Origin of the sequence: Flavobacterium lipolyticum (genome assembly GCF_020905335.1) — a bacterium.
Classification (GTDB): Bacteria; Bacteroidota; Bacteroidia; order Flavobacteriales; family Flavobacteriaceae; genus Flavobacterium; species Flavobacterium lipolyticum.
Genome location: NZ_JAJJMN010000001.1, coordinates 2,762,564 through 2,774,530, shown reverse-complemented (window position 1 = coordinate 2,774,530; position 11,967 = coordinate 2,762,564). Strand labels below are relative to the sequence as shown.

Here is an 11,967-nt window from a genome sequence, read left to right as displayed (position 1 = left end):
GATTTTAAATTAAATTTAATTGGTGGTTAAAAGGGCTTCGACTTCACTTAGCCGGACATTTGATAACTTTAAAGCTCAAGTGCCGGGCTGAGCGAAGCCGAAGCCCAACTCTTTTTTACTTCTTATTCCTAAATTCGGTTGGCGATAATCCCGTTTGTTTTTTAAAGAATCTGGAGAAATACGAATAATCTTCGTAGCCTACTTTAAACGCTACTTCGTTAACCGCTAAATGCTTGTCAATCAACATTCTTTTTATCTCCAAAATCACACGATCCGTAATCACTTCTGTGGCCGTTTTTTGCAAAATTTCATTGCAGATGCGGTTCAAATGTTTTAAAGTAATACTTAACTTTTCAGCATAAAAAGACGGTAATTTTTCTTGTTTGAAATAGTGCTCCAAAAGCATTTCGAACTTGTCAATTTTAATGTTATACGAATGCGCCTGATGTGAATAGGTTTCGTTGTATTTGCGGGCTATTTCAATATGAATACAATCCAGCAAATTCAACATTTTATCCAGTTGATATCGCCCCTCCTGAATACTTTCCTGAATTAATAAGTCAAAATAAGGTCGGATTTTAGTGATTCCTTTTTCTTCAAAAACCATTTCCGGCCGATTGTGAATCGAATGGTAAAAATTATATTCGTTAATATTCTTCTGTCCGAAATATAAATTATACAACTCCTGTGAAAAAATAATCACAAAACCCTCAATATCTTCGGATAAGCTCCAATGATGCATTTGTCCCGGCTGTAGCACAAACAGGCTTCCCTTTTTAATTTCAAACTGATCAAAATCAATTTCGTGCTGTCCCGAACCTTTCGTAAAAAACACCATCAAATACGAATCATGCCGGTGTGGTTCTTCTACAAAACTGTGACTTTTTAAATGCTCTTTGAAGGTATTGACATAAAAATCACGATGAATATCATTACAGCTAAAATTCTGAACACTGTAAACCGGGTATTTTTTCATATCTGTAGAATTTATTTTTTATTGGTCACATATGCGATTGCCCAATCCTCTTTTTCGTTTACAAATTCGCTTAAGGCAGGCGATTTTACAATAAATGTCTTTATTGTGCTATAAGTAGCGAAGATATAAAAAAGACTTTAATCCTGTTCTGAATTACCTTTGTATAAATAAAAAACAACAAGATCATGTCAAGTGCATTAACTCATATTTTAAGCAACGAATGTCCTATTTGTCATAAAGGAAAGGTTTTTACAGATAAAAATATTTTTTTCACTTTTGGCCTTCCAAAGATGAACGAATTTTGCAGTCACTGTAATTATAAGTTTCAAAAAGAGCCTGGTTATTTCTTTGGTGCTATGTATGTAAACTACGGATTAACAGTCGCTCAGGGAATTGCAACATACTGTATTGCACAATTTTTCTTCGAAAAGAATTTCGATTTAAGGATTATTCCAATTATCGCTGTCGTCATTACCCTACTCACTTCTTTCAATCTTCGATTTTCGAGATTAGCATGGATTTACATGTTTAAGGATTATACGAAGTAAAAAAATGCTACTTTTGCCTTTCAATTGAAACTAATTTTCAATTCAAAAAAATTCAATCTTTAAATTAGACAAATGAAAGCATACGTATTTCCGGGTCAGGGCGCACAATTTACAGGAATGGGCAAGGACTTATATGAAACATCGGCATTAGCCAAAGAATTATTCGAAAAAGCTAATGAAATTTTAGGTTTTAGAATTACAGATATCATGTTCGAAGGTACTGCCGAAGAACTAAAAGAAACTAAAGTTACACAGCCTGCAGTATTTTTACACTCTGTTATTTTAGCTAAAACTTTAGGAGACGATTTTAAACCAGAAATGGTTGCAGGACATTCTTTAGGAGAATTTTCAGCCTTGGTTGCCAACGGAACTTTGTCTTTTGAAGACGGTCTTAAATTAGTTTCTCAACGTGCTTTAGCTATGCAAAAAGCTTGTGAAATCACCCCATCAACAATGGCTGCGGTTTTAGGTTTAGCTGATAATATTGTAGAAGAAGTTTGCGCTTCTATTGACGGAATAGTTGTTGCGGCAAATTACAACTGTCCGGGACAATTGGTAATTTCAGGAGAAACTTCGGCTGTTGAAAAAGCTTGTGAAGCTATGAAAGCTGCCGGTGCAAAACGCGCTTTAATTTTACCTGTTGGAGGAGCATTCCACTCTCCGATGATGGAACCAGCAAGAGAGGAATTAGCTGCTGCAATTGAAGCCACTACATTCTCAACTCCTATTTGTCCGGTTTACCAAAACGTAACCGCAAATGCTGTTTCGGATGCAAACGAAATCAAAAAGAACTTAATCATACAATTGACTGCTCCGGTAAAATGGACACAATCCGTTCAGCAAATGATCGCTGACGGCGCTACTTTATTCACTGAAGTGGGTCCGGGTAAAGTGTTAGCAGGTTTGATCAACAAAATTGACAAAGAAGCGGTTACTGCGAATGCATAATTAGTATTCAGTCTCAGTAACAGTTTTCAGTTACTCACTACATAAAAAAAAATCCTCATGAACAAGATTGTTTATGAGGATTTTGTTTTTTATAACCCTTTTGCTTCTGCACAATAATTATTTACAATTCCTGTAATGAGGTAATTTTGATCTTTTTCATCAAAGAAGATATACCAGGTTGTCCTGACATTCGGTTTGTAAAAAACATAGTTTGAACCTAAATATTGAAGTGATTTTGGAGCTTTCTTATGGGAACAATTTTTTATTCTTTCGGGAACTGCTCGATAAATATTAGAAACATATTGTTCTGCAGATGCTATAAAACCAAAGTATTCATTTTTATACAATGTCATAACTAAATCATCAAGATACACAATCACCGAGAGTGTAAAAACAACTTCTATTTTCCCCACCATTCTCTAATCCTTCTGATTGATTCTGCTTTTGCTTCTTCCAGCGTTAATCCTTTTGCAAACTCGGCATCAAAATCAAAAGTTTCCCGATCGATTCCTTTAAATTTAGATTTTTGAACTTCATATTCTACAGTAGGCTCTTCCACCTTGCTAGCTCTAGCTTCTTCTTTTTTCTTTTTCATAATTCCTACAATTTATTCTTACAAATTTATAAAAATAAATTAAGCCAAAAATAAAAATCCCAAATAATCTAAATAGATCATTTGGGATTTTTATCGCTTACTTTTCAAAAGGATTTGTTTTTACAGCTCTTTTGCTTCTGCACAATAATTATTTATAATTCCTGTAATCAAATAATTTTGATCTTTTTTATCAAAGAAGATATACCAGGTTGTCCTGCCATTGGCTTTATAAAAAACATAGTACAAACCTAAATACTGAAGTGATTTTGGTGTTTTCTTATGTGGAAAACTTGAAATACCTGAAATAACAAAATCAACTATTTTGCCTACATAATTCTGAGAAGACTCCAGATAACCAAAATACTCCTCTTTAAAAAGTGCAAAAACTAAATCTTCAAAGGAATTAAGAACTTCTTTTTCAAATATTATTTTTTCCACGAATAAGCCTCTATTCTTTTAAACATTTCGGCTTTGAATTCTTCCGGCGTTAATCCTTTTGCAAACTCGGTATCAAAATCAAAAGTTTTTCGGTCTATTCCTTTAAAGTTAGATTTTTGAACTTCATATTCTACAGCAGGCTCTTCCACCTTACTAACTCTGGGTTTTTCATTTTTCTTTTTCATAATTCCTACATTTTATTCTTACAAATTTACAAAATAAAATAAACCAAAAATAAAAATCCCAAATAATTTTTAGTTTATTTGGGATTTTTCTTATGTTTTATTTTCGTCTGAAAAAAATTAAGAACGAACTTTCTGTTCCCATTTCCAGGCACTTGCCATGGCTTCGTCTAAACTTAATTGGGCTTTCCAGCCTAAAACATTATTTGCTTTATCTGTATTTGCGTAAGCTTCTGTAATATCACCTTCACGACGTGGCATAATCTTATAAGGTAATTTTTTATCGCTTACTTTTTCGAAACTATGAATTACTTCTAAAACCGAGCTTCCTTTTCCGGTTCCTAGATTGAAAGTTTCAACTTTTTGTAAATTCTTTTTAGCCAACAAACGTTGTAAGGCAATTACGTGCGCTTTTGCCAAATCTACTACGTGAATATAATCACGAACTGCTGTACCATCAGGAGTTGGATAATCATCTCCAAAAACCGATAATTCCTGACGCAATCCTACGCCAGTTTGTGTAATGAAAGGTACTAAATTTTGAGGAACACCAATTGGTAATTCGCCAATCTCAGTCGTTGCATGAGCTCCAACCGGGTTAAAATAACGCAATAAAATTGCACTGATATTGGTTACTTTAGCTGTATCAGCAATAATTTCTTCCCCTATCTGTTTCGTGTTTCCGTAAGGCGAAATCGCCACCTGTACCGGAGCATCTTCAGTAATTGGCATTTTTTCAGCCTGACCATAAACGGTACAAGACGAGCTAAAAATAAAACTCGCTTCAGGTTTTTGCTGCAATTCCTGCAATAAATACACTAATGAAGCAATGTTGTTTTCGTAATACAACAATGGATTTTCAACACTTTCACCAACTGCCTTTGAAGCTGCAAAATGAATTACTCCGGTAACATCGTTATGCTTTTTAAAAAACTCCCGCACCGACGCTTTTTCTCTTAAATCTAATTTTTCGAACAAAGGTGTTTTTCCTGTAATGGTCGTAATCCCTTTTAAAACGTCTTCTGTAGAATTCGAAAGGTTATCAATAATGACTACTTCAAAACCTTCATTTTGCAATTCTACAACGGTGTGAGAACCAATAAATCCTAATCCTCCTGTTACTAATACTTTCATTTTGCGGTTATTTTGTGCTGTTGTTTATTTGGTTTAATCTTTATTATTTATTCAAAAATTCCAAAACAGAATCGGTTATAAATTTGATTTGCTCATCATCCAGTTCTGTATGCATTGGCAAAGCAATTACTTCTTTTACCAATTGGTTGGTCACTGGAAACTGCTCTTCTTTGTAACGAGAATCAGCATAAGCTTTTTGTGAATGCAACGGAATCGGGTAATAAATCGCACACGGAATTCCTTTATCCAATAAATGCTGCATCAAAGCATTACGATCTGCATCAATAATTCTCAATACATATTGATGAAAAACATGATCATTTTGACTTGCATCAAATTCCGGCGTAATAATATGTGTATTTCCGGCAAAAGCTGCATTGTATTTTGTTGCCGCTAAACGACGTGCTGCATTGTACTCATCCAATAATGGCAATTTTGCATTTAGAACTCCGGCCTGAATACTATCCAAACGTGAATTCACTCCTACAACATCATGGTGGTAACGCTCATACATTCCGTGATTTACGATCCCGCGAATGATGTGCGCTAATTTATCGTCGTTGGTAAAAATTGCTCCTCCATCTCCATAACAGCCTAAGTTTTTAGACGGAAAAAATGAAGTTGCCGCTACATGACCAATTACCCCTACTTTGCTTTTTGCTCCTGATTTAGAAATATAATCTGCTCCAATTGCCTGTGCATTGTCTTCGATTACATATAAATTATGTTCGGCAGCAATTTCCATAATAGCATCCATATTTGCTGCACGTCCAAATAAATGTACCGGAACAATTGCTTTTGTTTTTGGTGTAATCGCTTTTTTAAGCGCTTCAATATCGATGTTCATATTTACAACATCAACATCTACTAAAACCGGCGTCAATTGTAACAAAGCAATTACCTCAACCGTAGCTGCAAAAGTAAAATCGGCAGTAATTACCTCATCGCCCGGTTTCAAATCCAATCCCATCATGGCAATTTGCAAAGCATCGGTTCCGTTTGCACATGGAATCACATGTTTTGCCCCCAGATAATCTTCCAGATTTTTTTGAAACTGGTGTACTAAAGGACCGTTTATGTAAGTATTGGTATCCAAAACCTCCTGAATAGAGGCATCAACTGTAGTTTTTATTTTTTCGTATTGACTTTTTAGGTCAACCATTTGAATTTTTTTCATTTTCAATATATTTTAAAATTAAAGACTTGCATTTCATTCAGCGTCTCTAAAAGGAGGAACAAAAATAGTTATTTAATACCTTCAAACCAATGAAAATAATCGAAAGAACCGTAATTTAGCCACAAAAACAAACAGATGCTTTTTCTCTATAATTTAGTTATTTCTATTGCTGGCTTTTTTCTGAAAATTGTAGCACTTTTTAGTCCGAAAATTAAGCTTTTTGTCGAAGGTCGTAAAAATGTTTTCGCGATTCTTGAAGAAAAGATAAGTCCTTCAGATAAAACCATCTGGTTTCATTCGGCCTCGCTTGGCGAATACGAACAAGGCCTGCCAGTAATCGAAAAAATCAAAGAAAAATATCCTTCCCACAAAATCATCGTTACTTTTTTCTCTCCTTCAGGTTATGAAGTACGCAAAAACAATACTGTTGCAGCTGTTACGCTGTACCTTCCACTGGACACTAAAAGCAACGCCAAGAAATTCTTAAAGCTAGCTCACCCTGAGTTGGCATTTTTCATAAAATATGAATTTTGGCTGAATTACCTAAATGAATTAGAGAAAAGTCAAATACCGACCTATTTAATTTCCGGAATTTTCAGAGACAATCAGATGTTTTTTAAATGGTACGGCGGTTTTTACAGAAAAGCATTAAAAGCATTCACTTACTTTTTTGTTCAGAACGAAAATTCAAAAGAAAAAATAAAGAGTATCGGCTTTGACAATGTTATTGTTTCAGGAGACACTCGTTTTGATCGTGTAAATGCTATTTTAGAAAGAGACAATACTTTGGATTTTATCGAAAAATTCAAAAACAACACCCCAACCATCATTATAGGCAGCTCTTGGCCTAAAGATGAAGCATTAGTAGCAGAATACATCAACCAGGCATCCGAAGATGTAAAATTCATCATTGCACCTCACAACATTAAGAGTGATCAGATCGCAAGCCTGAAAGCGCAAATTACTAAATCAACAATATTATTCTCCGAAAAAGAAAATGCCGACTTGTCTAATTACAATGTCTTTATTATAGATACTATTGGATTGCTGACTAAAATTTACAGTTACGGGACAATTGCTTATGTTGGCGGCGGATTTGGAAATCCCGGAATCCACAATATATTAGAACCGGCTACTTTTGGAATTCCAATTGTAATTGGTCCCAACTACTCGAATTTCGCCGAAGCAATTGAACTGGTAGCCCTCAAGGGATGCCTTGTAATCTCGAACAATCAGGAATTAAAGCAAAATCTTGATCGTTTGCTTCAGGACAAAGCGTTTTTAGAAGAAAAGAGTCAAATTTGCAAATCGTATATTCAGAACAATAAAGGAGCTACAAACAGCATCATGAATATCGTCGCGTAACCTTTTTATACGAATCGTACGTGATTCAGAAACAACATTACTCACAAAAGGGCTCATTTAAGCTCTTTTGTTTTTTTTCAGCACCACCTAATATTCTAAAAAAGATAAAACAAACTGCAACCAAGAGGATAAAAACCCCCAATTCTCTTATTGAATCTTCAATAAAAAATAATTTAGACAAAACATACCGCAATTTAACATATTTTTATTAATTTGGCACATTATTTGATAAATAAGATAATCGTGAGCAATGAAAATATTTTAAAAAAAAAATAAAAAAATATTTTACATATTAAAAAATTTATATCTTTGCCACGAATTAATAATTAACCTTTTATAATAAAGTAAGATGAAAAAAGTATTTTTAAGTTTAGCTGTTGTTGCTGTTTTAACTGTTGTATCTTGTAAAAAAGCTGACGCTGCAGCTACTGAAGCTGTAGATTCTACTGCTGTTGCTGTTGATTCTGCTGCTGCTGTAGTTGATTCTGCTGCTGCAACTGTTGATTCTGCTGCTGCAAAAGTTGACTCTGCTGCTGCAAAAGTTGAAGAAGCTGCTGCTCCTGCTAAAAAGTAATTCTAAATTACTCAAAAAAATAAAAAGCTATCTCTCTGTAGATAGCTTTTTTTTATGCTTTATGCCCAACAAAACCACAACACCTTTCCCAACCATAACACACGTTATAAAAAAAATAAAAAAACCTGATAAGTCTTCAAAACTCACCAGGCTCTCATACAATTACCCAAACTCACAGAAAACAAAAGACACTCTTTCACCTCCTAATCCTCTACTTCCACTTCCTCACCCACAACTTCATCTTCAAAAATAGATTCACTTGAGGAAAAATCCAAAATCTCAGCCCTCGAAGCATAAGTCACAATTTCCTTGATTCCTTTCTGTAAAAGCAATTCCGTCGTATATTTTCGACTCGTAGCAAAATGAAGCTCTCCCAACATCAATTTAAAAAAATATCTCCCCCCAGCCCCTTTAAATTTTAAAAACCGAGCCATCTCTATATTCATCTTAAACTTCTCGATATCCTCTTCACACTCAAACCTCAATTCATAACTAAGACTCGTAAATATCACCTTGCCCTTTCTCGAAGTAAATACGAATTTATATTCATCATTAAAACGCTTACTAATTACAAAGGCACCCATATTATTATTTTAGATTTTAGATTGTTGATTCTAGATTGTTGATTATTGACTTTAAACCCTTAGATTCTTAGATCCTTAGATTCTTAGATTCTTAGATTCTTAGATTCTTAGATTCTTAGATTCTTAGATTCTTAGATTCTTAGATTCTTAGATTCTTAGATTCTTAGATTCTTAGATTCTTAGATTCTTAGATTCTTAGATTCTTAGATTCTTAGATTCTTAGATTCTTAGATTCTTAGATTCTTAGATTCTTAGATTCTTAGATTCTTAGATTCTTAGATTCTTAGATTCTTAGATTCTTAGATTCTTAGATTCTTAGATTCTTAGATTCTTAGATTCTTAGATTCTTAGATTCTTAGATTCTTAGATTCTTAGATTCTTAGATTCTTAGATTCTCTAAAATAAATCTGCTTCGCAGATTTATTTTAGAACTCCTGGATTTACACCATAAAAAAAGCCTCTTCAAAAGAAGAGGCTTTAGTACTCAGAGCGGGACTTGAACCCGCACGAACATTGCTGTTCACTGGATTTTAAGTCCAGCGTGTCTACCAATTTCACCATCCGAGCATTAGATGATATAGAGCGAAAAACGGGGCTCGAACCCGCGACCTCGACCTTGGCAAGGTCGCGCTCTACCAACTGAGCTATTTTCGCATTTCAAATTCTAATTAAGAACTGCAACACTTGATTTGTTCTGTATTGCGAGTGCAAATTTAGGACATTTATTCAATTACACAAGCGTTTTTCGAAAAAAAAATCTACTTATTTTATAACTTTCTGATAACCTAAACTTTAAATATGAAATTTATTTTCGTACCAACATTCTTTTAATCTCATTAAGTTTCATCAACGCTTCAACTGGTGTGATCGCATTAATATCAAGCCCCAGAATTTCTTCTTTTATCTCTTCCAGCAAAGGATCATCTAAATTAAAGAAGCTCATCTGCATTTCATCATTCTCAGACTTCACACCATTTAACGCTTCACTTGAGTGGTTTTTCTCCAGTTTTTTCAACATCTTTTGCGCCTTCAAAATTACAATCTGAGGCATTCCGGCCATTTTTGCTACATGAATTCCAAAACTATGAGCACTTCCTCCTTTTACCAGTTTACGAATGAAAAGCACATTGTCTTTTAACTCTTTTACCGCAACATTATAATTCTGAATTCTTGGCAACGATTCTGTCATTTCATTCAATTCATGATAATGCGTTGCAAACAAGGTTTTAGGTCTTCCCGGGTGTTCGTGTAAAAATTCGGCAATCGCCCAGGCAATCGAAATCCCGTCATACGTACTGGTTCCTCTTCCAATTTCATCCAGAAGCACCAAACTGCGATCTGAGATATTATTCAAAATAGAAGCGGTCTCATTCATCTCTACCATAAAAGTAGACTCTCCCATCGAAATATTATCCGAAGCACCTACTCTGGTAAAAATCTTATCTACAATCCCCATTCTCACACTATCAGCAGGAACAAAACTTCCCATTTGAGCCAACAATACAATTAAAGCCGTTTGTCTCAAAATAGCAGACTTACCCGACATGTTAGGACCGGTAATCATAATCAACTGCTGCGTCTCTCTATCTAAATAAACATCATTAGCAATATAAGGCGTTCCAACCGGCAATTGCTTTTCAATAACAGGATGACGTCCGTTTTTGATCTCCAACTCAAACGTTTCATCAATTTCAGGGCATACATATTGATTTTCTACAGCCAATTGTGTAAACGAACACAAACAGTCCAGCTGCGCCACCAAATTAGCATTCATCTGTACCGGCTTGATATAAGTTCCAATCCAGATCACCAATTGCTCAAAAAGCTCTGTTTCTATCTTGTAAATCTTCTCTTCTGCTCCCAGAATTTTAGTTTCATATTCTTTTAATTCCTCAGTAATATATCGCTCTGCATTAACCAACGTCTGCTTGCGAATCCACTCTTCAGGAACTTTATCTTTGTGCGTGTTTCTAACTTCAATATAGTAACCAAAAACATTATTAAACGAGATCTTAAGCGAAGAGATTCCGGTACGCTCCGATTCTCTTTTTTCAATTCCCTCCAGATATTCTTTTCCAGAAGTAGAAATAGCACGCAAATCGTCCAATTCCTCACTGATTCCTTTTGCAATAGCATTTCCTTTAGCCACCGCAACAGGCGCATCCTGATTTAAAGTATTTTTAATTTTTTCTCTTAACAAATCACAGGCATGCAGACTGTCTCCGATCACCTTCACCGCTTCCTGCGGACTTTCAAGTGCCAGGGTTTTAATTGGAATAATCGCATCCAACGATTCTTTCAGATATACAATCTCACGTGGCGAAACTTTTCCTGTTGCTATTTTAGAAATCAAACGCTCTAAATCTGAAATTTGCTTGATCTGATACTGAATACTTTGTAAAACTTCCGAATTGTTTTTTAAATAAGAAACTACATCATGACGACTTTTTATCCTGGCACTGTCTTTCAAAGGCAAAGCCAGCCAACGCTTCAACAAACGTCCTCCCATTGGCGAAAGCGTTCTGTCAATCACATCCAAAAGGGTTACCGCATTTGGATTGTAGCTGTGGTACAATTCCAAATTCCTGATGGTAAAACGATCCATCCAGACATAAGCATCTTCGGCAATACGCTGAATCGCCGTGATGTGCTGCACACGATTATGCTGCGTTTCCGACAGGTAATACAAAATTGCTCCGGAAGCAATAATACCTTCTTTTAACTCTTCTACTCCAAAACCTTTTAAGGAAACCGTCTGAAAATGTTTCGTCAGCGTTTCCAAAGCATAATCTTCCTTATAAATCCAGTCTTCTAAATAAAAGCTATGAAAATCATCTCCAAAAGCATCTTTAAAATCACTTTTATTTTGTTTCGGAACCAAAACCTCACTCGGATTGAAGTTTTGCAGCAATTTGTCGATGTACTCTGCATTTCCCTGAGCCGTTAAAAACTCTCCTGTAGAAACATCCAGAAAGGAAACTCCGATATTTTTGTTAGCAAAATAAACCGATGCTAAAAAGTTATTTGATTTGGATTGTAAAACTTCATCGTTTAAAGAAACTCCAGGAGTTACTAATTCAGTTACCCCGCGTTTCACAATCGTTTTAGTCATTTTTGGATCCTCTAGCTGATCACAGATAGCCACACGAAGTCCGGCTTTGACTAATTTTGGCAAATAGGTATTGACAGAGTGATGCGGAAAACCAGCCAAAGCAGTTTCTGTATCAGAACCGGCGCCTCTTTTGGTTAATGTTATTCCCAGAATTTTTGAGGCTCTAATAGCATCTTCTCCAAAGGTTTCATAAAAGTCTCCTACTCTAAAAAGCAAACAGGCATCAGGATATTTTCTCTTGATTTCATTGTATTGTTTCATTAAAGGTGTCTCTTTAACCACTTTCTCTTTCGCTGCCAAATTATTGTATTTTAAATGAAAAAATTAAGACAGC

Annotated in this window: 13 protein-coding genes and 2 tRNA genes; 4 read left to right on the top strand and 11 right to left on the bottom strand. The window is 35.1% G+C overall.

The window, feature by feature from the left end; genetic code table 11:
- Window positions 1-115 precede the first annotated feature (115 nt).
- Entirely contained in the window at window positions 116-976 is an 861-nt protein-coding gene (locus LNQ34_RS12130; RefSeq protein ID WP_202701245.1) for a helix-turn-helix domain-containing protein, read from the bottom strand.
- 185 nt (window positions 977-1,161) lie between these two features.
- Between LNQ34_RS12130 and LNQ34_RS12125 the strand changes: the two genes are divergently transcribed.
- Together LNQ34_RS12125 and fabD are read left to right on the top strand one after the other, a co-directional pair.
- Entirely contained in the window at window positions 1,162-1,524 is a 363-nt protein-coding gene (locus LNQ34_RS12125; RefSeq protein WP_017497770.1) for a hypothetical protein, read from the top strand.
- Between the two features lie 72 nt (window positions 1,525-1,596).
- Entirely contained in the window at window positions 1,597-2,472 is an 876-nt protein-coding gene (fabD, locus tag LNQ34_RS12120) for an ACP S-malonyltransferase (protein ID WP_229999912.1), read from the top strand.
- 89 nt (window positions 2,473-2,561) lie between these two features.
- Here the strand turns inward: fabD and LNQ34_RS12115 are convergent, their stop codons facing one another.
- From LNQ34_RS12115 to LNQ34_RS12090, 6 genes are all read right to left on the bottom strand, one after another.
- The gene (locus tag LNQ34_RS12115; protein WP_229999910.1) at window positions 2,562-2,888 is read right to left on the bottom strand and encodes a hypothetical protein; all 327 of its coding nucleotides are present in this window, start codon (window positions 2,886-2,888) and stop codon (window positions 2,562-2,564) included.
- The gene (locus tag LNQ34_RS12110) at window positions 2,873-3,067 is read right to left on the bottom strand and encodes a hypothetical protein (RefSeq protein ID WP_229999908.1); all 195 of its coding nucleotides are present in this window, start codon (window positions 3,065-3,067) and stop codon (window positions 2,873-2,875) included. The genes LNQ34_RS12115 and LNQ34_RS12110 overlap by 16 nt, the downstream gene beginning before the upstream one ends.
- Before the next feature lie 120 nt (window positions 3,068-3,187).
- Window positions 3,188-3,505 (bottom strand): hypothetical protein, encoded by a 318-nt coding sequence (locus LNQ34_RS12105; RefSeq protein WP_229999907.1) that lies wholly within the window; start codon window positions 3,503-3,505, stop codon window positions 3,188-3,190.
- On the bottom strand, window positions 3,493-3,690 hold the full coding sequence (locus tag LNQ34_RS12100) for a hypothetical protein (RefSeq protein ID WP_229999905.1): 198 nt from the start codon (window positions 3,688-3,690) through the stop codon (window positions 3,493-3,495). The genes LNQ34_RS12105 and LNQ34_RS12100 overlap by 13 nt, the downstream gene beginning before the upstream one ends.
- A 117-nt stretch (window positions 3,691-3,807) precedes the next feature.
- On the bottom strand, window positions 3,808-4,821 hold the full coding sequence (gene galE, locus LNQ34_RS12095; protein ID WP_229999904.1) for a UDP-glucose 4-epimerase GalE: 1,014 nt from the start codon (window positions 4,819-4,821) through the stop codon (window positions 3,808-3,810).
- A gap of 43 nt (window positions 4,822-4,864) precedes the next feature.
- Entirely contained in the window at window positions 4,865-5,998 is a 1,134-nt protein-coding gene (locus tag LNQ34_RS12090; RefSeq protein ID WP_202701230.1) for a DegT/DnrJ/EryC1/StrS family aminotransferase, read from the bottom strand.
- Window positions 5,999-6,133: 135 nt separating this feature from the next.
- Here LNQ34_RS12090 and LNQ34_RS12085 point away from each other — a divergent pair, with 135 nt between their 5' ends.
- Window positions 6,134-7,363 carry a 3-deoxy-D-manno-octulosonic acid transferase gene (locus LNQ34_RS12085; RefSeq protein ID WP_229999902.1) on the top strand — a complete coding sequence of 410 codons (1,230 nt, stop codon included), beginning with the start codon at window positions 6,134-6,136 and terminating at the stop codon, window positions 7,361-7,363.
- A gap of 349 nt (window positions 7,364-7,712) precedes the next feature.
- Window positions 7,713-7,937, top strand: a complete 225-nt coding sequence (locus tag LNQ34_RS12080; RefSeq protein WP_017497763.1) for a PG1828 family lipoprotein — start codon at window positions 7,713-7,715, stop codon at window positions 7,935-7,937.
- 203 nt (window positions 7,938-8,140) lie between these two features.
- Here LNQ34_RS12080 and LNQ34_RS12075 read toward each other — a convergent pair whose 3' ends face one another.
- The 4 genes from LNQ34_RS12075 to mutS form a co-directional block, all read right to left on the bottom strand.
- A complete protein-coding gene (locus tag LNQ34_RS12075) occupies window positions 8,141-8,521 on the bottom strand; it encodes a DUF1508 domain-containing protein (protein WP_229999900.1) in 381 nt (126 codons plus the stop codon).
- A gap of 481 nt (window positions 8,522-9,002) precedes the next feature.
- Window positions 9,003-9,088: transfer RNA gene (locus LNQ34_RS12070), tRNA-Leu, on the bottom strand.
- Between the two features lie 14 nt (window positions 9,089-9,102).
- Window positions 9,103-9,175, bottom strand: a tRNA-Gly gene (locus tag LNQ34_RS12065).
- A 151-nt stretch (window positions 9,176-9,326) separates the two neighbouring features.
- Window positions 9,327-11,933 (bottom strand): DNA mismatch repair protein MutS, encoded by a 2,607-nt coding sequence (gene mutS / locus LNQ34_RS12060; RefSeq protein ID WP_229999899.1) that lies wholly within the window; start codon window positions 11,931-11,933, stop codon window positions 9,327-9,329.
- Window positions 11,934-11,967 lie beyond the last annotated feature (34 nt).